This window comes from Gimibacter soli (genome assembly GCF_028463845.1).
Classification (GTDB): Bacteria; Pseudomonadota; Alphaproteobacteria; order Sphingomonadales; family Kordiimonadaceae; genus Gimibacter; species Gimibacter soli.
The window spans coordinates 2,380,408-2,400,798 of sequence record NZ_CP116805.1 but is presented as its reverse complement, the minus strand read 5'-3'; the positions used below and the strand labels follow the sequence as shown (position 1 = coordinate 2,400,798).

General features: G+C 60.6%; 17 protein-coding genes, 2 tRNA genes and 1 pseudogene. 13 read left to right on the top strand and 7 right to left on the bottom strand.

Annotated features, from left to right (window positions below):
- The first annotated feature begins 65 nt into the window (after positions 1-65).
- Positions 66-1,184 (top strand): annotated as a pseudogene (locus PH603_RS11275) (sensor histidine kinase).
- Between the two features lie 4 nt (positions 1,185-1,188).
- Here the strand turns inward: PH603_RS11275 and PH603_RS11270 are convergent.
- Positions 1,189-2,046: an ATP-binding protein gene (locus PH603_RS11270; RefSeq protein ID WP_289502631.1), complete on the bottom strand. Its 858-nt coding sequence runs from the start codon at positions 2,044-2,046 to the stop codon at positions 1,189-1,191.
- A gap of 195 nt (positions 2,047-2,241) precedes the next feature.
- Between PH603_RS11270 and yajC the strand changes: the two genes are divergently transcribed.
- The 6 genes from yajC (at position 2,242) to PH603_RS11240 (ending at position 7,471) form a co-directional block, all read left to right on the top strand.
- A complete protein-coding gene (gene yajC, locus PH603_RS11265; RefSeq protein WP_289502630.1) occupies positions 2,242-2,577 on the top strand; it encodes a preprotein translocase subunit YajC in 336 nt (111 codons plus the stop codon).
- A 63-nt stretch (positions 2,578-2,640) separates the two neighbouring features.
- Positions 2,641-4,242, top strand: coding sequence for a protein translocase subunit SecD (gene secD / locus PH603_RS11260; RefSeq protein WP_289502629.1), 1,602 nt, complete (start codon positions 2,641-2,643; stop codon positions 4,240-4,242).
- A 12-nt stretch (positions 4,243-4,254) separates the two neighbouring features.
- Positions 4,255-5,229, top strand: coding sequence for a protein translocase subunit SecF (gene secF, locus PH603_RS11255; RefSeq protein WP_289502628.1), 975 nt, complete (start codon positions 4,255-4,257; stop codon positions 5,227-5,229).
- Positions 5,230-5,239: 10 nt separating this feature from the next.
- Positions 5,240-5,647, top strand: coding sequence for an Mth938-like domain-containing protein (locus PH603_RS11250; protein WP_289502627.1), 408 nt, complete (start codon positions 5,240-5,242; stop codon positions 5,645-5,647).
- A 123-nt stretch (positions 5,648-5,770) separates the two neighbouring features.
- On the top strand, positions 5,771-6,751 hold the full coding sequence (locus PH603_RS11245; RefSeq protein WP_289502626.1) for a PspC-like choline-binding domain-containing protein: 981 nt from the start codon (positions 5,771-5,773) through the stop codon (positions 6,749-6,751).
- 129 nt (positions 6,752-6,880) lie between these two features.
- A complete protein-coding gene (locus tag PH603_RS11240; RefSeq protein ID WP_289502625.1) occupies positions 6,881-7,471 on the top strand; it encodes a hypothetical protein in 591 nt (196 codons plus the stop codon).
- A 51-nt stretch (positions 7,472-7,522) separates the two neighbouring features.
- On the opposite strand, the gene PH603_RS11235 is transcribed toward PH603_RS11240, so the two are convergent.
- Entirely contained in the window at positions 7,523-9,319 is a 1,797-nt protein-coding gene (locus PH603_RS11235; protein ID WP_289502624.1) for a PHA/PHB synthase family protein, read from the bottom strand.
- Between the two features lie 177 nt (positions 9,320-9,496).
- On the opposite strand from PH603_RS11235, the gene PH603_RS11230 reads away from it, so the two are divergent.
- The 6 genes from PH603_RS11230 to PH603_RS11205 all read left to right on the top strand — a co-directional run bounded on the left by PH603_RS11230 (position 9,497) and on the right by PH603_RS11205 (position 15,135).
- A complete protein-coding gene (locus PH603_RS11230; protein ID WP_289502623.1) occupies positions 9,497-10,723 on the top strand; it encodes an LL-diaminopimelate aminotransferase in 1,227 nt (408 codons plus the stop codon).
- A 23-nt stretch (positions 10,724-10,746) separates the two neighbouring features.
- Positions 10,747-12,048 (top strand): homoserine dehydrogenase, encoded by a 1,302-nt coding sequence (locus tag PH603_RS11225; RefSeq protein WP_289502622.1) that lies wholly within the window; start codon positions 10,747-10,749, stop codon positions 12,046-12,048.
- Positions 12,049-12,087: 39 nt separating this feature from the next.
- Positions 12,088-13,038, top strand: a complete 951-nt coding sequence (gene glpX / locus PH603_RS11220) for a class II fructose-bisphosphatase (protein ID WP_289502621.1) — start codon at positions 12,088-12,090, stop codon at positions 13,036-13,038.
- Between the two features lie 20 nt (positions 13,039-13,058).
- Positions 13,059-14,885, top strand: a complete 1,827-nt coding sequence (gene recJ / locus PH603_RS11215; RefSeq protein ID WP_289502620.1) for a single-stranded-DNA-specific exonuclease RecJ — start codon at positions 13,059-13,061, stop codon at positions 14,883-14,885.
- Positions 14,886-14,957: 72 nt separating this feature from the next.
- Positions 14,958-15,033 (top strand) — tRNA-Glu (locus PH603_RS11210).
- 26 nt (positions 15,034-15,059) lie between these two features.
- Positions 15,060-15,135, top strand: a tRNA-Glu gene (locus PH603_RS11205).
- Positions 15,136-15,180: 45 nt separating this feature from the next.
- Here the strand turns inward: PH603_RS11205 and PH603_RS11200 are convergent.
- The 5 genes from PH603_RS11200 to PH603_RS11180 form a co-directional block, all read right to left on the bottom strand.
- Positions 15,181-16,299, bottom strand: coding sequence for a sensor histidine kinase (locus tag PH603_RS11200; RefSeq protein WP_289502619.1), 1,119 nt, complete (start codon positions 16,297-16,299; stop codon positions 15,181-15,183).
- A gap of 110 nt (positions 16,300-16,409) precedes the next feature.
- Positions 16,410-17,171: a GntR family transcriptional regulator gene (locus tag PH603_RS11195; RefSeq protein ID WP_289502618.1), complete on the bottom strand. Its 762-nt coding sequence runs from the start codon at positions 17,169-17,171 to the stop codon at positions 16,410-16,412.
- 86 nt (positions 17,172-17,257) lie between these two features.
- Complete coding sequence (locus PH603_RS11190) at positions 17,258-18,619, bottom strand: glutamine synthetase family protein (protein WP_289502617.1); 1,362 nt, start codon at positions 18,617-18,619, stop codon at positions 17,258-17,260.
- Positions 18,620-18,669: 50 nt separating this feature from the next.
- Positions 18,670-19,431, bottom strand: a complete 762-nt coding sequence (locus tag PH603_RS11185) for a gamma-glutamyl-gamma-aminobutyrate hydrolase family protein (RefSeq protein ID WP_289502616.1) — start codon at positions 19,429-19,431, stop codon at positions 18,670-18,672.
- 18 nt (positions 19,432-19,449) lie between these two features.
- Positions 19,450-20,331: a hypothetical protein gene (locus PH603_RS11180; RefSeq protein WP_289502615.1), complete on the bottom strand. Its 882-nt coding sequence runs from the start codon at positions 20,329-20,331 to the stop codon at positions 19,450-19,452.
- Between the last annotated feature and the right edge of the window lie 60 nt (positions 20,332-20,391).

The following is a 20,391-nucleotide window of genomic DNA, read 5'->3' as shown; positions in this document are numbered from 1 at the left end:
GGTAACCGCTTGTCAATCTTCCTCTATTACAAACAGCCGTATCCGAGGAAGGAAATGCGGCGGATATGGAATTCATCAATGCGACATTGTTGATGCTCGTCTGCATCGGCATCGTGTGTGTGACGCTGATCCTGAGCGCACGGCGGCTCGGCAGCGTGGACCGCGGTTTCAGCTATATCCTGTTCGGCAGTTGCATCATCTTTGGTGCCGGCATCTTCGACTATCTCGAGGAAGTGCCGGCGATGACGCCTTACTTCCAGATCGTGTTTGACCGTGACCGGCTGGGGCCGAGTATCCTGCCGATCATCTATGCGCCGGGGGTGCTGCTGATCGGCCTCGGGCTCGCACGCTGGCTGCCCGCCATTCGCCGGGTCTCGCACGAGGTGGAACGTCGCGAGCAGGCGGAAGAGGAGCTCCGCGCCCTTTTTGGTGAAACCCAGCGCCTTGCTGTGAAGGCCGAGGAGGCGAACCAGGCCAAGTCCGAATTTCTGGCGACGATGAGCCACGAGCTCAGGACACCGCTCAACGCTGTCATGGGCTTCACCGAAATGCTGCTCGGTCGCGCCGGGCCGGTTGAGGAGGCGAAGCGGGAGGAATATCTGAAGGTTATCCATACCAGCAGTTCGCATCTGCTGACCCTGATCAACGAAATCCTCGATATAGCAAAGCTTGAGGCCGGCAAGATCGACGTGAAGGAAGAAGCCTTCGATGTGGCGTTGCACGCCCGCGACTGCCTTGCGTACGTGGCAGGCATGTGCGGGGAAAAGGCCATCAACCTGACCTCAAGTGTCGCCGATGTCTGCGTTGAAAGCGACAGCCGGCTGATCCGCCAGATCCTGATCAACCTTCTGTCGAATGCCGCCAAATATACGCCGGAAGGTGGCGAGGTGCGCCTTGAAGTCGGGTTCGCGGACGGCCGGCTGACCTACAAGGTGATCGATACCGGCATCGGGATGACGGAAGACCAGCTTTCCTGAGTGTTGGAGCCGTTCGTGCGGGTCGATAGTGCCTATGCCCGCCAGCATGACGGGGCTGGGCTCGGGCTCACGATCGTGGATCGTTTCGTGCGCTTGCTGGACGGCGATTTCGCCATGGCCTCCGAACCCGGTAAGGGCACGACGGTGACGGTCGCGATCCCGGCGCGTGAGAACACCGACCGCCAATTTCAGGAATTGTTCCTCTGACCCCCTAGAAGGCGAGGGATTTGCCCGCCTTGCCGGCCCAGGCGGTGACAAACTGCCATGCCGTGCGGCCCGAACGATTACCCCGGGTTTTTGACCATTCAAGCGCTGCCGCCATCCAGTCATCGCCGGTATCCAGCCCGAAGTGCGCCAGATAGCCGCGCACGATGCCAAGATAGATATCCTGATCGCAGGGATAAAAGCCGAGCCAGAGGCCGAACCGGTCGGAAAGGGCGATCGTTTCATCCATCGCTTCGGTCGGGTGGATGCCGGTCGCGGCTTCCTGATCCATCATCCGGCGCGGCAGCAAATGGCGACGATTGGAAGTGGCGTAAAAGATTACGTTATCCGGCCGTCCTTCAAGTCCGCCTTCAAGAACGGACTTTAAGGCCTTGAAATCCCTGTCGGGTTGATCGAACGACAGGTCGTCGCAGAAGATAATGAAGCGCTGGTCAGCGCCCTTCAGGATTGCCAGAAGCGCGGGGAGTGCGGCGATATCCTCGCGGTGGATTTCAACAAGCGACAGCGGCGCTTCGGCGAGAACGGCCTGATGCACGGCTTTCACGAGCGTGCTTTTGCCCATGCCGCGCGCCCCCCACAGAAGCGCATTGTTGGCCGCTACGCCGCGCGCAAACCGGCGGGTGTTCTCGAGAAGCGCGTCGCGTGGGCGGTCAACGCCAAGCACAAGCGCGAGCGGCGGGGCGGAGACATGCTTCACCGGCTGCAGCACGTGACGCTCGGCCTCATAGACATAGGCATTGACCGCCGGATCAAGCGCCGGCGCGACAGCTGCGGCCGGGCGGCCCTCAAGGGCGTTGGCGATGCGTTCAAGGACGCTGATTAGCTTGATATCATTGTCTTGCACTTGTATCTCTCACGCGCGTTCTTATCTCTCGTGGCAGGTCTTAGCATGGCTTGCCGCCAGAGGCGAGACGCCAAGGGCAAACGCCGCCACGTCTGTTGCAATCGGGGGCAGGGTGGCTATAGTCCGGGACCAAGACAAAATACCGCGTATGGGCCGGTTGCCCGTTCGCCATTCTTTATTCAAGGGGACTAACCGATGTTTTCCACTCCGGCCTTTGCCGACGCCGCTGTCGCGGCACAGCAGCCCAGCATTATCGAGAGCTTCCTGCCGCTCATCCTCATCGTTGTGATTTTCTGGTTCCTCGTGCTGCGTCCGCAGTCGAAGCGCATGAAGGAACATCGTGAAATGGTTGCCAACGTGAAACGCGGCGACACGGTTGTTACCGCCGGCGGCCTGATCGGCAAGGTCGTGCGCGTGAAGGACGACAACGAGCTTGAGGTCGAGATCAGCGAAGGCGTCAAGGTTCGCGTTGTGAAAAGCACGCTGACCGAAGTCCGCGCCAAGGGCGAACCCGCCAAGACCGAAGAGTAATAGTCCGGCCTGGCACTGGCGGGGCAAGTCCCGCCGGTGCCGCCGTGACGAGAGGACCCCGCCATGTCGACTTATCCGCGCTGGAAGCTGCTGCTGATCCTGAGCGTGTGCCTGTTTGGTTTCATCGCCGCGCTCCCGAATTTTCTGTCCGAGCAGCAAAGGGCGGAACTGCCCGATTTCATGCCTTCGAAAACGCTCAATCTGGGGCTTGACCTGAGGGGCGGTGTTCACCTTCTTCTGGAAGCCAAGACGGACGATATCATCGAAGGCCGCCTTGAAAATCTGGCGGGGCAGGTACGTGACATTCGCCGCAACGAAAAAGGCGTGAACTTCGCAGGCGTGCGGATCGAAGGCCGCTCGGTCATCTTCTCGGTAACCGATGACGAGATGATCGAAAAGGCGCGCACCGCACTTCTGCCGCTGACGCAGGCAAGTGCCGGCCTTGGCGGCATGATGGGCGCGACCGTGCAGGAAGTCTCGCTGGAGCGGGAAGGACGCAAGTTCACCCTGACGCTGACCGACGAAGGCATCAGCATGCAGGCACGCGACGCGATTTCGCGTGCGCTCGAGGTGGTCCGCAAGCGCGTTGACCCCGATGGCACCCGCGAGATCACCCTGCAGCCGCAAGGGGACAATCGTATTGTCCTGCAGGTGCCGGGCGAAAGCGACCCGCAGCGCCTGCTGAGCGTGATTTCGACCGCCGCAAAGCTCAGCTTCCATGACGTGAATACCAACATCACGCCCGACGACATAGCCCGTGGCCGTATCCGGTCCAGCGAAAAAGCAGTGCCGGTGCGCGGTGGCGGTGAGATGGTCATCGAAAAGCGCGCCATCGTTTCGGGTGACGATCTCGTTGATGCCAAGGCGGCGTTCGACCAGAACGGCCAGCCTGCAGTGGCCTTTGCCTTCAATACTTCGGGCGCGCGCCGTTTCGGCAACCATACCCGCGAGAATGTGGGTCGGCCGTTTGCCATCGTCCTTGATAATGAAATCATTAGCGCCCCGCGCATCATCACCGCCATTCTTGGCGGCTCAGGCCAGATCACCGGGATAGGCGGGGTTCAGGAAGCGCAGGAACTGGCAACCCTCCTGAAAGCCGGTGCGCTGCCCGTACCGCTTGAAGTGATGGAACAGCGGACTGTCGGCCCGGACCTCGGCGCTGACTCGATTGCTGCCGGCGAAGTGGCCGCCGTGATCGGCTTCCTGGCGGTTGTCGCCTATATGTTCTTCGGCTATGGCTGGTTCGGCATCATCTCCAACATCGCGCTTTTCACCAACGTTCTCCTGATCCTCGGCGCGCTCAGCATCTTCCAGGCGACGCTCACGCTGCCCGGCATTGCCGGCATCGTGCTGACGATCGGCATGGCGGTCGACGCCAACGTGATCATTTTCGAGCGTATCCGCGAAGAACAGCTCGCAGGGCGCAAGCCGTTTGCTGCGCTCAGCGAAGGGTACGGTCAGGCCATGTCGACGGTGATCGATGCCAACATCACCACCTTCATCGCGGCCTTCGTGCTATACTTCCTCGGCTCTGGTCCTGTGCAGGGCTTTGCCGTGACGCTTGGCATCGGCATCATCACCTCGGTCTTTTCGGCCGTTGTGCTGACGCGCCTTATCCTGACGACCTGGCTCAATCGCGCCCGGCCTGAAAAAATCAATATCTGAGGAAGAACCACCATGCTTCGGCTTATTCCGGATAATACCAAAATCGGCTTCATGGGGGCGCGCAAGTTCTGCTACGGACTTTCGATCCTCGGCATCGTGGCTTCCATCGCGCTTTTCTTCAGCGTCGGTCTCAACTATGGCATCGACTTTGAGGGCGGCCTTGCCGTCGAAATCGGCACCACGAACGACAGCGCCATCGATATCGGCCAGGTGCGGGGCTCGCTCTCGAGCCTCGGCCTCGGCGATGTGTCCGTGCAGGAATATGGTCGCCCGAGCGAAGCGCTCATCCGTGTTGAACGCCAGCCCGGCGATGATGCAGCCCAGAAAGCTGCGCTCGATCTCGTTCGTGCCACGCTTGAAAAGACTGTGCCTGATGTAAGCTTCCGGCAGGAAAACGTGATCGGTCCCAAGGTTTCGGGCGAACTGAAGCGTGATGGTATCATCGCCATCTCGGTCGCACTTGCTGCCGTGCTGATCTATATCTGGTTCCGTTTCGAGTGGCAGTTTGGCGCCGGTGCCGTGATTGCGCTCTTCCACGATGTGATCCTGACCATCGGTTTCTTTGCGATCACGCAGCTGGAATTCAACCTGTCGGTCATCGCGGCGCTCCTGACCATTGTCGGCTATTCGCTCAACGATACCGTGGTTGTTTACGACCGTATCCGCGAGAATATCCGCAAGTTCCGCAAGATGGAGGTGCCCGAGCTTATCGACTTCTCGCTGAACCAGACGCTCAGCCGGACGACGATGACCAGCTTCACCACGCTGCTGGCGCTTCTCGGGCTTTATATCTTCGGCGGCGAAGTGATCCGCGGGTTCACCGCGGCCATGATCTGGGGCATTTTCGTTGGTACTTACAGCTCGATCTTCGTGGCGTCGCCGCTTCTCACCCTGATGAAGCTGGACCGCGAGCACATGTTCAACGACGTTCAGGACAACGACCCGACCGTGGACAAGTCCCGTTCGGTCGATCCTTTCGCGAACTAAGGATAGCCTTGTGGCAGGCAAAAGCATCCAGGGCTCCGGCGTTTTCCTTGACCAGCAGCATCCCGATGACGTGCTGCTGGTGGAAGGTTACGGCGGGGGCGGCTTCCGCCTGATGGGGCGCCGCTTTGAAGGCGGCGTCATTGTCCTGCCGGGCGGGGTTTACCCGATTGAGGCCAAGGATATCGCCTCGCTCACGCTCGATGATTTCGCGAAAGCCCTGAATGCCGATCCGAAAATCGACCTAGTGCTGATCGGCACCGGTGCCCGCATGGCGCTGGTGCCTTCCGCCCTTCGGGCCAAGCTTGATGCCGCCGGGATTGGGCACGACATCATGGATACAGGTGCGGCGGCCCGCACCTATAATGTCCTGCTGCTTGAAGAGCGCCGGGTTGCAGCACTACTTCTGCCGGTCGACTGATCCGGCGTCCCGTCGCAAGGGACTTTCCATTCATCGCCAAAAGACTTTGCAGCGGGCGCCACTCGTTGCAGGATAGGTGTGTGGGGGCATTGCCATTACATGGCCTGTTGGAGGACCAATAAAATGACAATCAAAGCGAGGAAACTGACGGGTGCTGCAGCACTTCTCCTGATGGGAAGCGCACTTGCCACCCCCGCATGGGCATTTGCCGCACCCGACGAAGACACCACTGCCGAGCAGGCAGCAGAGGCAGCCGAAGCCGCTGCCGAAATTGCGGAGCGCGAGACCGAGAAAGCGGAGGCCGCCGCCCGCGTGGCAGAGGCCGAAGCAGCGAAAGAAGCTGTCAAGGCGGTGAAGGAGGCCGTGAAGGCCACCGCTGAATCCGGCAAGGCGATTTCCAACCATATCTCGATCCGCAGCGAAGACTGGCCGGCCGATATTCGTGCCGCCGTCATGGAAGGTCGCTCGCGCGCGATGGCCGATATCGAACGCGCCCTTGCTGACCTCGATGCCCGTGACGCGACCGAGATGCGCGCCATCGACCGCGCCGCACTTGCCTCCGCCCGGCAAAGCCTCTTGGCCGCCCGCGAAAGCCTGCGTAATCAGTCTGAAGACGAGGTGAACGAGCATATCGCTGAAGCCGAGGAACAATATCAGCGCTCGCTGGCGGAAGCCTTGCGCGAGATTGAAGTGCACCAGAGCGACCTTGATGACATGCGCGACGAGCTTGTCGTGGTGCTGGGCCGCGCCCGCGAGGACGTGAACGGTGCCCTGAAGGATATCGAGCTGAAGGTTGATCTGGACGGTGAAGTACGCGAGCTGCATATCAAGCGCCTGAAGGAAAATGCCGCCCAGCTGCAGATCGACGAAGAACGCCATCTTGAGGCCTTGAAACGCGCAGAAGCGGACCTGAAGCGCACCCGCGAGCGCCTTGAGGAACAGCTGGCCCGCCGCAAGGCTGCCCAGCCGGGGGCGGCACCCGTGGCCCCCAAAGCGCCGGAAACGCCGGCTGTGAATGCCGCGCCTGACGCGCCAGCCACGCCTGAGGCAACTGAAGAAGCGCCCGTAGCACCAGAAAGCCCGGAGGCTGACGGCAGGGCGTGAGGCTCGCTCACCTGAAATTGATAATCTTTCGTAAGGGCAGGCGGCGGATCGCTTGCCCTTATTGCTTATTTGACGCATGATGATGCTACGCATGGTTAACGGGCCGTGCGTTGTGCAAGGGGATTACCGATGAAACGCCGCGTGGGGTTCGCCATCGCTGGACTGTCAGTCGCAACACTTGCCGGGGGCATTGCGCTCGCCGGGGAGCCTGCGTCGCTTGATAGCCTCGGTTCGATTGTGCGCGAACTGGGCGGTAAAGGCGCGGTATCCGACACGAGCTTCAAGCGTATGGAGCCCGCGATTGCACCGGTGCCGCATGTGGCGCCGATGCCCGCCAAGGCAACTGAGGCAACGGCCGCCTGCCAGACCGCAGTTGCGACCTCGACCCTGCGCCGTCTGGAAATGACCCGCAAGGTAGCCGAGCGGCTTTCCGAAAGCAGCCGGGTGTTTGACCGCAGCGTTGTTGACGTGCTGGCGATTGAAGCCGAAGCCCTGCGCAATGTTATCAAAACCATGTCGCGGGAAGCCGCGATGGAAAACTGGAAGCACGGCCGCGCCGAGGCGATTGCCGCCGTTTCCGAGCGTCTGGCCCGGATCGAGGAAATTCGCGCGGTGAATATCGAGCTCCGCGCCCTTCACGATGAAGCCATTGCGATGCGTGATGTGGAAGAAGCCAAGGCCGAAGCGCACTTCGAACACGAAGCCCATTTCGACGAATAGGCGTTCCGGCTTTCCGTGAAGAAAGGCGCCGTTTCCGGCGCCTTTTGTTTTTCAGCTTTTGACCTTCACATAGCTGCCGGGTGCATCTTCGAGCGCCTTGTGTGGCCCCTTGCCGGGTTCGCGCGCAGGCACCTTCTTGCCCGAACGGGTGCCAAGCCACGCCGCCCAGTCCGGCCACCAGCTGCCAAGCGTTTCGGTGGCGCCGTCGAGGAAGGCGTCGAAGCCCTTGTAGCGATTGTCGTTGGTCCAATACTGGTATTTGTTGGCTGCGGGCGGGTTGACGACACCGGCTATATGCCCTGACCCCGCCAGCACAAAGCGCATCGGCCCCTGGAACTGTTCGGTGATCTTGAACACCGAACGCGGCGGTGCGATGTGATCCTCGCGGCCGGCCTGGATGTAGCAGGGTGTTTCCACGCTCGTCAGGTCAATCGGCTGGCCCATGATCTCGATCGCGCCCGGTTCGACGAGAGCATTACTTTTGTACATCCAGTTCAGATACTGCTTGTGGAAGGCGCGGGGCAGGTTGGTGCTGTCGCAGTTCCAGTAAAGGAGATCGAACGCCATGGGCTCGCGGCCCATCAGGTAATTGTTCACGACATAGGACCAGATGAGATCATTCGAGCGCAGCATGTTGAAGGTCAGCGCCATCGCGCGTTTATCAAGATAGCCCTTCTCGGTCATCATCCGGTCAATCAGCGCCAGCTGCTCGTCATCGATGAACACGGAAAGGTCACCGGCTTCCGAAAAGTCGACCTGTGCCGTGAAGAAGGTGGCTGACTTGACGATGCCTTCGCGCCCCTCGGCATGCAGGTAAGCAAGCACCATGGAAAGGATCGTCCCGGCCACGCAGTAACCCACGGCATGCACCGATGGCTCGCCGGTGATTTCCTGCACTACGGTGATGGCTTCAAGGAAGCCCTCGTTGACATAGGTCGCGATATCGCAGTCGGCGTAGGATGCATCGGGGTTCACCCACGACACGATGAAAACGGTAAAGCCCTGCGCCACCGCCCACGACACAAAGCTTTTCTCGGCGGATAGGTCCAGAATGTAAAACTTGTTGATCCACGGCGGGAAGATGACGATGGGCGTGGCGTAAACATCCTTCGTCGTCGGGCTATACTGGATCAGCTCGAACAGGCGATTGCGGAACACCACCTTGCCCGGCGTAGTGGCGAGATTTTCGCCAACCGCGAACTTGCTGTCGTCCACCATTTTCACCAGCGGCATGCCTTCGTTCCGCTGGAAGTCGTCCAGCAGGTGCTGCATGCCGCGCACCAGATTCTCACCCTTCGATTCGATGGTCGCCTGAATGGCTTCGGGGTTTGTCAGCAGAAAGTTCGAAGGGCTTGCCGCATCCACCATCTGCTTGGTGAAGAACTCCACCTTGCGGGCTTCCTTGGGGTCAAGCCCGTGCACATTGCTGACCATCTGCATGATATAGCGCGAGGCCAGAAGGTAGCTCTGCTTGATGAAGTCAAAGGGCGCCTGTTCGCTCCAGCCCGCCGCCTTGAAGCGCTTGTCGCCCTTGGTGGGCTCGATCACCGGCATTGTTTCCATACCGGCCATACGCCGCGCCGAGGCATCAACCAGCTTCAGATAATCCTCGAAGAAGGAAATCTGGTTGCGCATGAAGGCATTGGGGTCCGCCACCATCTTGCGGGTGAGGTCCAGAATAGCCGGTGTCAGGTTCATGGGATCAAGCGCCGAGCGAACCTCGGTCGGCTGGGATTCGAGGAATTCCTCGATCATTTGCTGCGACTTGCCGGCAGCATCCGACACAAAGGCCGCGTAAGCCTCCATATCAGGCATGCCTGTGCCCTTGGTCCCCTCAGAATCGGTCATGATCTGCCCCCCGCAAAGACTGTCGAACGCTCACGTTCGCGCAAGACTATTACAAAATGCATCGCAAATGATTACGAAGATTGCGTGTGCAATACAATTCCCTTAGATGTAAGCCGGTGAAACGACAGTTTCACTGCCGTATCGGCATTCACCCAACCAATTGGAACATTTTTCGCCATGAGCAGCAACGACTTCTACCGTATCCGCCGACTCCCTCCTTATCTGTTCGCTGAAGTGAATCAGATGAAGGCGGCGGCGCGAGCGCGTGGCGAAGATATTATCGACCTTGGCATGGGCAATCCCGATCTGCCCACGCCCCAGCATATCGTCGACAAGCTGAAAGAGACGGTCGATAACCCGACGACGCACGGCTATTCGATTTCGAAAGGCATTCCGGGCCTCCGGAAGGCGCTTTCCGCCTATTACAAGCGCCGCTTCAGCGTGGATGTGGACCCGGAAACCGAGGCTATCGTCACGATGGGCTCGAAAGAGGGGCTCGCCAACCTGGCGCAGGCCATCACGGCCCCCGGTGACGTGATCATTTCGCCGAACCCGTCCTATCCGATCCATCCCTATGGCTTCATGATTGCCGGGGCATCGGTGCGCCACCTGCCGATGGCGCCGGGTGCCAATTTCATGCGCGAGCTTTCCCGCGCCGTGCAGCATAGCGTGCCGACGCCGAGTGCCGTGATCCTGAACTATCCGTCGAACCCGACGGCTGAAGTCGTCGATCTCGATTTCTACCGCGAGGTCGTGGACTTCTGCCATGCGCGCGGTATCTGGATCCTGTCGGACCTTGCCTATGCCGAGATCTATTTCGACGACGTGCCGCCGCCCTCGATCCTGCAGATCGACAAGGCGTGGGACTGCGCCGTGGAATTCACCTCCATGTCGAAAACCTATTCGATGGCAGGCTGGCGTGTCGGCTTCGCGGTCGGCAACAAGACGCTGATCAGCGCGCTGACCCGGGTCAAAAGCTATCTCGACTACGGCGCCTTCACGCCGGTGCAGGTGGCCGCAACTGCTGCCCTCAACGGCCCGCAGGATTGCATTGAAGAAAACCGCCGCACCTACAAGGCGCGCCGCGATGTGCTGATCAGCGGCCTTGCTGCTGCCGGCTGGGATGTGCCGTCACCGAAGGCCACCATGTTTGCCTGGGCGCCGCTGCCGGAAGATTTCCGCGAAATGGGCTCGATGGAATTTGCCAAACTTCTTCTGCAGCATGCCAAGGTGGCGGTGGCGCCGGGCGTCGGCTTCGGCGAATATGGGGAAGGATTCGTGCGGATCGCCCTTGTGGAAAACGAGCACCGCCTGCGGCAGGCCATCCGCAATATCAAGAAATTCATGGCGAACAAGGACAGCATCATCGCTGACTGGAAAGCCGCCCAAGCTTCGAAGAATTGAGTTGAAGAAAAGAGACTATTATCATGAAAGAAAAAGATAAACCTATAAAGATCGGGGTCGCGGGCCTTGGCACGGTGGGCGTCGGGGTCGTCAAGATCCTCGCCGCCCATGGCGACCTGCTCGCCGCGCGCGGTGGCGCCCGGCTGGAGCTTGTTGCGGTGTCGGCACGCGACCGGAACAGGGATCGCGGCGTGGACCTTTCCGCGCTTGCATGGTGCGACAATCCGGTTGATCTCGCCGCGCGCGACGATGTGGATGTTGTTGTGGAACTGATCGGCGGCTCGGACGGCCCGGCGCTGGCGCTGGCACGCGAAACGCTGAAACGCGGCAAGAGCTTCGTCACCGCCAACAAGGCGCTGATCGCGCATCACGGCAAGGAGCTGGCCACGCTTGCGGAGGAAAAAGGCGCGTCGCTGCGGTTCGAGGCGGCGGTGGCGGGCGGCATCCCGATCATCAAGTCGCTGCGCGAAGGCCTTGCCGCCAACGCCATCACCGGTGTGCATGGCATCCTCAATGGTACCTGCAACTATATCCTGACACGGATGGAGCGCGAAGGGCTGCCCTTTGGTGAGGTGCTGGCGGATGCGCAGCGCATCGGTTACGCCGAAGCAGACCCGAGCTTCGATATCGATGGCATCGATACGGCGCATAAAACGGCGATCCTCGCCTCGCTCGCCTTCGGCACCGAGCCCGATATGGGCAATCTCGCCATCGAAGGTATCCGCACGATTGCGCCGGTTGATATCGATTATGCGGCCGAGCTTGGCTTCCGGATCAAGCTTCTGGGCGTTGCGCGCCAGATGGAAGCGGGGGTTGAGACCCGCGTTTACCCCGCACTTGTGCCCCTTGCGGCGCCGCTCGCGCAGGTTATGGGTGGCACCAACGCCGTTGTCGTGCATGCCGATTTCGTTGGCCGCACGGTTTATGAAGGCGCCGGTGCCGGCGAAGGCCCGACGGCCTCTGCCGTGGTTGCCGACCTTGTGGACGTGGCGCGCGGCTGCGGCGGTCCGACCTTCGGTATTCCGGCAGGTAGTCTGAAAACCGCAAAGGCGATCCCGGCGGACGCGCACGAGGGCACCTATTATATCCGCTTGCGGGTCGAGGACCGGCCCGGTGTGATGGCTGATATTACCGCAGCCCTTGGCCGCGAAGGTGTTTCGATCCAGAGCCTCTTGCAGCGCGGCCAGGCCGCTGGTGGCGGGGTCTATGTGGTGCTTACCACCCATAAGACCAATGAAGCGGCCATCAAGGCGACACTCAAGCGTTTCACTGGTCTGGATTGTGTGCTAGAGAGCCCGACAATGCTCCGGATCGAGGAAGTCTGAACCATACCTCGACCATAGAACCAATGTAGGGGAACCCCAATGTCTAAAGACCTCAGCCGTACGCTCGTCCTTGAAATGGTGCGTGTCACCGAAGCCGCTGCCATCGCCGCCAGTGCCCTCAATGGCCGGGGCGACGAGAAAGCGGCAGACGCCGCGGCGGTTGAGGCCATGCGCACCGTCCTAAATGAAATGCCGCTGGACGGCGTTATCGTGATTGGTGAGGGCGAGCGCGACGAAGCGCCGATGCTCTATATCGGTGAAAAGGTCGGCACCGGCGGCCCGCGCGTTGATATCGCGCTTGATCCGCTGGAAGGCACCACCATCTGCGCCCGTGCACAGCAGAATGCGCTGGCCGTGATTGCGGTTGCAGAAGAAGGCGGTCTCCTGAATGCGCCGGACGTCTATATGGACAAGATCGCAGTGGGGGGCGGGCTGCCTGAAGGCATCATCGACCTCGACAAGTCGGTTTCCGAGAATGTGACGGCAGTTGCTGAAGCGCGCGGCAAGAAAGTCACCGAGATGATGGTCTGCGTGCTGGATCGTCCGCGCCACAGCCAGCTCATTAAGGAACTGCGCGAGATCGGCTGCGGCGTGAAGCTGATTGGCGACGGCGACGTGGCAGGCGTGATCAACACCACCGATCGCTCGGGTGGTGTGGACATGTATATGGGGGCAGGCGGTGCGCCTGAAGGCGTGCTGGCGGCCGCAGCCCTGCGCTGCATCGGCGGCCAGATGCAAGGCCGGCTCCTGTTCCGCAACGACGACGAGCGCGCCCGTGCCCGCAAATGGGGCATCACCGACCTCGACCGCAAATATAATATGGAAGACATGGCCTCGGGCGATGTGATCTTCGCCGCGACCGGCGTGACCGACGGTTCGCTCCTCGAAGGCGTGCACCGTTCGGTGGATGGCTACATCACCACGGAAACGATCGTGATGCGCTCGAAGAGCAAAACGGTGCGCCGTGTGAAGGCACAACACGTCGCGTGAGTGCGGCGGAGGGGCAGGGCGTGAGCCAGACTTCCCAATCGATTGACATGGCGGACGCTGTCCTCGGCGTCCGCCAGTCCATTTCTGGCCGGGCCTGGATCGCCCGCAGTGCATCGAAGCGCATGGGCGCCATGATCGCCGAACGCCACAGCTTGCCGCTCGTGGTTGGCGAAATGCTTGCCGGGCGCGGTGTGGACCCGGACGAAGTTGAAAGCTTTCTCAATCCGTCGCTTCGTGACAGCCTGCCAGACCCCTCCACCATCATGGATATGGACAAGGCGGTAGCGCGGCTTGCGCGTGCTATTCAGGCTGGCGAGCGCATCGCCGTGTTCGGCGACTATGATGTGGACGGGGCAACATCCTCGGCGCTCCTGCATCGCTATCTGGCGACCATCGGTGTCCCGCTTCGCATCTATATTCCGGACCGGATGAGCGAAGGCTACGGCCCCAATGCACCAGCGATGGAAACGCTGCGGCGCGAGGGCATCGATCTTGTCATCACGGTTGATTGCGGCACGCTCAGCTACGAACCGCTCGCCCACGCGAAACGGCTGGGGCTTGAGGTCATTGTGGTGGATCACCACAAGGCAGAGCCGACCTTGCCCGAAGCGGTGGCGGTGGTGAACCCGAACCGGCTGGACGATGACAGCGGCCTTGGCCAGCTGGCGGCGGTTGGCGTTACCTTCATGCTTGTCGTCGCGCTCAATCGTGCGCTCAGGGCCGGTGGATATTTTGCCAGCGGCGGGCGGGAGCCCGACCTGATGGCGCTTCTTGATATCGTGGCGCTGGGCACCGTGTGTGACGTGGTGCCGCTGACCGGTGTGAACCGCGCGCTGGTGGCGCAGGGACTGAAGGTGATGGCACAGCGCCGCACGGCGGGGCTTGCGGCCCTTGCCGATGTCGGGCGCGTGTCCGAAGCACCCGGTACCTATCACGCCGGCTTCATCCTTGGCCCCCGTGTGAATGCGGGCGGCCGGGTAGGGCAATCCTCGCTTGGTGCCCGTCTCCTGACCACAGATGACCCGGTGGAAGCGCGCCGTATCGCCGAGGAACTGGACCGTTATAACGAAGAACGCCGCGCCATCGAGGCCGAGGTACTGGAAGCCGCCATCGATCAGGTGGAAGGCCTTCTGGGCGCTGGCGGCACACCAGACGGGCTTGTATTCGCTGCGGGCGAGGGCTGGCACGCCGGGGTCATCGGCATCGTCGCCAGCCGCCTGAAGGACCGCTACGGCGTCCCTGCGCTTGTATTCGCAGTGGAGGCGGGTGAGGCAAAAGGATCGGGGCGTTCCATCCCCGGTGTGGACCTTGGGGCTGCGGTGATCGAGGCCGCACAGGCTGGCATCATCCTCAAAGGCGGCGGCCATGCGATGGCCGCAGGCCTCAGCGTGGCGCCGCAACGGCTGGATGAGCTGCAGGGCTTCCTGACGGGCCTCCTGCGCCCGCATGTGACAGCCGCTGAGGCAGCGAAGGCGCTGAAGATCGATGGCGTCGTGGCGCTATCGGGCGCCACGCCAGAACTGATCGAGCGGATCGAGGCCGTCGGCCCCTTCGGGACCGGTAATCCGGCACCGCGCTTCGCCATTGGCCCTGTGGCGCTTGTGAAGGCCGACCGGGTGGGCGAGACGCACGTCCGGGCCATCTTCAAGGGGCGCGATGGCGGCTCGATCAAGGCGATGGCCTTCCGCGTGGCGGACGAGCCGATGGGGCAATTGATCCTCACCGGTGTCGGCCGCCAATTCCATATCGCCGGCAAGCTGAAAATCGATACCTGGTCCGGCACGGCCAAGGCGGAAATCATGCTGGACGACGTGGCAATCGCCGAGGCCTCCGGCGGCGCGCACTGAATTTTTTAAAAAGATGTTGACCGATCAGAGTGGGGTGAGTATCTAGGCCCCCGCGTCACAGCAAATGATCGTGGTCCCTTCGTCTAGCGGTCTAGGACGTCGCCCTTTCACGGCGAAAACACGGGTTCGAGTCCCGTAGGGATCACCACTTGCAGATGCGCGCGAAATATAGACGGTCCCTTCGTCTAGCGGTCTAGGACGTCGCCCTTTCACGGCGAAAACACGGGTTCGAGTCCCGTAGGGATCACCACTCAAAAAGCCTGCCTTTCCGGCGGGCTTTTTTGTTGGGCGTTCCTCAGGCAGCCCGCTTTGACTGGGCAGTGAAAGGAACCTCGATTTGCGCGACTGTTCCCACGCCCTTGCGCGACTGCAAAGTGAATTCGGCCCCGAGGATACGGGCGTAGCGCTGCACGAGCGGCAAGCCCAGCCCGGCCCCCTTGTAGCCCCGCGCATATTGCATCTGCAGCTGCGTGAAGGGCTCCAGTGCGCGGGCCATTTCTTCAGATGTCATGCCAATGCCCGTATCCGTGATACGGATCAGGTAGCTATCGTTGGTCGGATGTCCCTCCAAAAGCAGGCGCCCGCCGCGCGGCGTGAATTTGGCGGCGTTTGAGACAAGATGGATGAGGATCAGGCGCAAGAGGCGCGGATCGGTCCATAGCGAGCCGTCTTCGAGCTGCAGGCTCAGATAATGCTCGCTCTCGTTCAGCATCGGATGCAGGAACGCGACACTGCTTTCCACCAGCTTCACCATGTCGACTTCTTCATTGCGGGGTTCAAACCGGCCTGATTCAAGCTTCGACAGTTCAAGGATGTCGGTAAGGGTGCCCAGAAGCTGGGTGGCGCCTTCGATGATAAGGCTGACATATTCGCGGTTCTTGGTCCCCTCAATTTGCCCGAAATAGCCTTGCTGCAGCATCTGGGCGTAGCCGATGACGGCATTGAGCGGGGTGCGTACCTCATGGCTCATGGCCGAGAGAAATTCGGCTTTCGACTGCATGGCTTCTTCGGCGCGGACGGCGGTGTCTGAAAGCTCCATCGTCAGCGCTTGCAGTTCGTCCTCCACCATCTGGCGGTAGGCGATTTCCTCGCTCAGCGACTGGACTGCCGGCAGCCATACGGCAAAGCCGCGCAGGAAGCCGAGGCTGGCAAGGACAGCCACAGTGATCGCAATATCGTCGTTCTCGATCGTGATGCCGACGGGCAGGGTATGGGTGTGCGGCACCAATCCGGTTTCGTGCAGATAGTGCAGCAGGGCATACAGGCAGAGGAGCAGGCTGCCGGTCACAAGCCAAGGGAAGCCCGGATCATTGCTGCCGTGCCGGCGATGCTTGACAATCAGGTACGCTGGAAGAATGCCGCTCAGAAGGAGGGGCAGAAGGGCAAAATGCAACAGGTTTCCGGCATTGTCCATCGGACCCCCTGCAACCATGAAGCGTTGGAAAAATCTTCACACAATCATAACTATAGCATTCGCAGTCGCTTGAAACAAACCTAAACCGGAACGGGTGATCTGGTCGTGTTTCAGTGCCGGCCAAGGGTGCGGATGAAATCCTGCTGCGGCAGGTTGAGCGGGGCTTCGCCGCGTGCATACTGTTCCAGAAGCTCGGTCTGCGTCACATAGCCCGCACCTTCGCGGATGTCCGCCTCGAGCGCGAATTTGAGCCCGAAGGGATTGCGTTCTTCGATGGCCTGCATGATCTCGACATGCCTGTCGACGACATAGGTGCGCTCCAGATGTGCGAGCGCCAACCGGTGCAACGGGCCCATCTGCAGCCAAACGCGCTCGATCATGGGCATCGTCACCGGGTGGGGGTGCGCAGTATAAAGCATGCGGTGGAAACGCAGGTTGCCAAGGATGATGGCTTCGGCGTCATAATGCTCGAATGCCAGATCCTGCTCATGGTCCAGCCGCTTGAGCTCGGCAAGGCGGGCTTCATCCACATAAGGAAGAGCGCGGACGGCGGCGTGGGTCTCAAGAACGATCCTCAGTTCCAGAAGCTCGGCGAGCCGTGCCGGTGTCATGGTTGGCACTTCGATCCGGCGGTTGGATTTCAGTTCCAGCGCGCCTTCGGACGTCAGCCGCCTGAGCGCTTCGCGCACGGGCATGGGGCTGACACCCAGAAGTGTGGCCACGCCCCGGATCGTCAGGGCGAGGCCAGGCCACACCTGACCCGCCATCACGGCAAAACGGAGTGCCCGGTACACCCACTCCTGGGCGGTTTCCCCGTCTTCACGGGTCAGTTGATCGAACCGCAGTGTGGCCTTTTCGGTCACGTCATTCATGCTCCACGCCGGTCAAAGCTTGTCCTGTCTCGCACAGGGTGGGGTATTTTGTGATGTGGCGCAAGCACTTGCCTGCTCCACGCACCTCATACCGAAAGCAGCAGATACTTGTTTTCCCACGGGGAAAGCACAGTGCCGAAGCTTTCGTATTCCATTTCCTTCGCCTGAATATAGGTATTCACGAAGGCTTCACCCAGCACCTTGGCGAGCGGCTTGCAATCACGAAGGTTATGCAGGCCTTCAAGATAATGTTCCGGTAATGCACGACCGCGGGCTTCGTAAGCCGAGCCTTTGAACTCCGGCGAGGGCGACAGGCCTTCCTTCATGCCAAGGTAGCCGCAAGCGAGCGAGGCGGCGATGGCGAGATAGGGGTTCACATCGGAGCCTGCAATGCGGTTCTCCACCCGGCGGGCTTCACGCGGGCCTGAGGGCACGCGCAGGCCGACCGAGCGGTTCTCACGGCTCCAATGCGTGTTCGTCGGTGCCGAAAGACCGGTGCCGAAGCGGCGGTAGCTGTTCACATAGGGCGCGATGAAGGGCATGGCGGCAGGCAGATATTTCTGCATTCCCGCGATATGCGCGTGGAACAGTTCGCTGTCGGTATCGTCGGCACTGGCGAAGATATTGAGCCCTGTTTCGATATCCTGCACCGACTGGTGGATATGCATGGCGCTACCGAACGTGTCGGGATAGGGGCGCGCCATGAAGGTGCAGAACATATTGTGGCGAATGGCAACCTGACGCCCGATCCGTTTAAAGAGGAACGACTGGTCGGCTACGTTCAGCGGATCGCCGTGGATCACGTTGAATTCATACTGGGCCGGGCCGGCCTCATGGATCAGGGTATCGATCTCCACGCGCTGCGCTTCGCAGGCATCGTAGATATCGTCAAAGAAGGCCGGGAATTCATCGAGGCTGTCGATGGAGAAAGGCGACGAGCCCGTGTCGCGCTGGCCCGAACGGCCCCGCGGCGGGATCGGGTTCGATTCCACATTTTCCTGCCGGTCGATCAGGTAAAACTCGAACTCCGGCGCCACAATCGGCTGCCAGCCTTCGTTGCGGTAGAGATCCAGCACGCGGCGCAGGATCTGGCGCGGCGAGAACTCAACGGCCTGACCGTTTTCATAGACACAATCGCAGATCACCCCGGCGGTCGGTTCCGACTGCCAAGGCGTCTTGCAGATGGTTTCAAGGTCCGGCAGCAGGATCACATCCTGCTCGGTTTCCCTGAGATAATCATTGAGGGCATAGTCGCCGTGAATGGTGAGGCCGAAGAGCGTTTCCGGCATCTTCATGTCTCGCTTTTTCAGTCCTTCAATGAACTTCGTGCGCGGCATGGCCTTGCCCCGTGCAATGCCGGCGAGATCCGCCACCATGCACTCGATATCGTCGATGCCCTCGCTCTTGAGCCAGTTGTCCAGCTCTTCAATACGCTTCGGGTCGTACATGAAACACCTTTGCAGTGCCCGGTTGCCGGGCCCTGTCCTTTCTCTTCAGGTTATTTGCCCACTCGGGACTTGCTATGGGCGCGAACGGCATCGCCGAACGCGCGGAAAATTCTTGTCGACTGGTCGTTTTCCCAGGCTTTCCACTCAGGATGCCACTGGACTGCCAGCGCAAATGCCTTGGCATTCTCGATGGAAACGGCTTCGATCGTGTCATCATCGGCAAGTGCCTCGACAACAAGGCCGGGCGCCAGATCACGGATGCCCTGGCCATGCACCGTATTGACCATGAATTCGTCAGCGCCGGTGATGGTATGCAACAGGCCGCCTTCGCGTACGCTCACGCTGTGGGCGGGGCCATATTGCACATCGACCGGGGCGTCCTTGTCCTCGCGGTGGTCGAAGCGACCGTCGATTTCATGGAGGCGCGGGTACAGCGTGCCGCCCATCGTGACATTCAGTTCCTGCAAGCCGCGGCAGATGCCGAGCATCGGGATGCCCATGGCAATCGCCTGCCGGATCAGGGGCAGGGTGTTCTTGTCGCGGTGCGGGTCTTCATTCTCGCCCTCGGGGGCTGGTGCATCGCCATAATAGTGGCGCTGGATATTGCTGTAGCCACCAGTGGCCAGCAGGCCGTCTGCGAAGGAGAAAATCTCCTCCGCTGGCACCGGCACATCAAGCGACGGGATCAGTACAGGCGTGACGTCAGCGCAGCGGCGCAGCGCCTGGATATATTTGTCGCCGACCGAATGATAGATATGCGGCCCCGATTTCGAGGTATCGCATACGATGGCGACGACGGGTTTCGATGTCATTTTCGTCCTCGAGTGCTTCTAGAAACTGTCACCGGTCTTGGCGATCGCGTCTTCCATGGCTTCACGTTCCATGTCTGCCTCTTCCTCTTCCTGCCATTTGAACAGGTTCAGTTCGATCAGGAAGAAGGCGACAATCCAGACGAAAGCATCCCAGAAGCCGACCAGATCCCCCATGCCGGCCCAGTAAAGGCAGCAGACGATGAGGGTGCCGTAAAGGACCATCTTCACGGCGGTATTGATGCGGTAGAAAAAGTCTGTCAGTTCGCGTTTCAGCGTCAGCCAGACATCCACTTCCAGCACCACAACGATGAGAAGCCACGCGCCTGCATTCAGGACATCCGTAGCCGACAGCCGGTGCATGCGGGTCAGCACCTCATCGTTTGCCATCATGCCAACCGTTTCGTTCACAAACCAGCGCGTTCCTTCGAACGAGGCGCAGTTGGCGGCGGTCAGGTCGATATAGTCATCCATATCCATCGCGACCGACAGGACCTGACCGACAGCCGAGCAGGCATCGGTGAAGCTGGAGGCCGAGAAACCGTAGGTCATCAGCATGCGTTCCACGTATCCAAGGAACGCGATGATGATGAAGCCATAGGCAACAGCGCCCACAGCGCTGATCATGCCCTTTATCCGGTCCAGCTTCTCGTCATTCAGGGTCCATGTCTGAAGCTCGAAAAGCATCAGGAGGATCCACCAGGCGAGGGTGTCGGTCGACTGCGAGAAGGCTTCAGCCAGCTGTGTCCAGTTGAAGCCGTCCCGGTAGGTGTGGGTCGAGGCCAGATAGTCTTCCCGCAGGAAGTAGAAGAAGTTCACCAGAATGAAGCTGTAAACCAGATATTTGAAACCCTGGAACAGCCGTTCCTTCTTCACGCCCCACAGTGTGTTCTTGTGCCCCATCCCATTATCCCATTGGAACCGGGCTGAATTGCCCGGATCAGAAGTCTATGCCATCCGGGC

What these genes read in the sequence shown, in the direction of transcription:
- PH603_RS11190 (WP_289502617.1), bottom strand. Translation starts at nt 18,619, where the DNA reads ATGTACGACCCGAAGCGTATTGAAGAGCTGGACAACTGGCTCAAGAGC.
- PH603_RS11235 (WP_289502624.1), bottom strand. Translation starts at nt 9,319, where the DNA reads ATGACCGATTCTGAGGGGACCAAGGGCACAGGCATGCCTGATATGGAG.
- PH603_RS11245 (WP_289502626.1), top strand. Translation starts at nt 5,771, where the DNA reads ATGACAATCAAAGCGAGGAAACTGACGGGTGCTGCAGCACTTCTCCTG.
- PH603_RS11240 (WP_289502625.1), top strand. Translation starts at nt 6,881, where the DNA reads ATGAAACGCCGCGTGGGGTTCGCCATCGCTGGACTGTCAGTCGCAACA.
- PH603_RS11225 (WP_289502622.1), top strand. Translation starts at nt 10,747, where the DNA reads ATGAAAGAAAAAGATAAACCTATAAAGATCGGGGTCGCGGGCCTTGGC.
- PH603_RS11180 (WP_289502615.1), bottom strand. Translation starts at nt 20,331, where the DNA reads ATGGGGCACAAGAACACACTGTGGGGCGTGAAGAAGGAACGGCTGTTC.
- PH603_RS11195 (WP_289502618.1), bottom strand. Translation starts at nt 17,171, where the DNA reads ATGAATGACGTGACCGAAAAGGCCACACTGCGGTTCGATCAACTGACC.
- PH603_RS11200 (WP_289502619.1), bottom strand. Translation starts at nt 16,299, where the DNA reads ATGGACAATGCCGGAAACCTGTTGCATTTTGCCCTTCTGCCCCTCCTT.
- yajC (WP_289502630.1), top strand. Translation starts at nt 2,242, where the DNA reads ATGTTTTCCACTCCGGCCTTTGCCGACGCCGCTGTCGCGGCACAGCAG.
- secF (WP_289502628.1), top strand. Translation starts at nt 4,255, where the DNA reads ATGCTTCGGCTTATTCCGGATAATACCAAAATCGGCTTCATGGGGGCG.
- PH603_RS11230 (WP_289502623.1), top strand. Translation starts at nt 9,497, where the DNA reads ATGAGCAGCAACGACTTCTACCGTATCCGCCGACTCCCTCCTTATCTG.
- PH603_RS11185 (WP_289502616.1), bottom strand. Translation starts at nt 19,431, where the DNA reads ATGACATCGAAACCCGTCGTCGCCATCGTATGCGATACCTCGAAATCG.
- glpX (WP_289502621.1), top strand. Translation starts at nt 12,088, where the DNA reads ATGTCTAAAGACCTCAGCCGTACGCTCGTCCTTGAAATGGTGCGTGTC.
- secD (WP_289502629.1), top strand. Translation starts at nt 2,641, where the DNA reads ATGTCGACTTATCCGCGCTGGAAGCTGCTGCTGATCCTGAGCGTGTGC.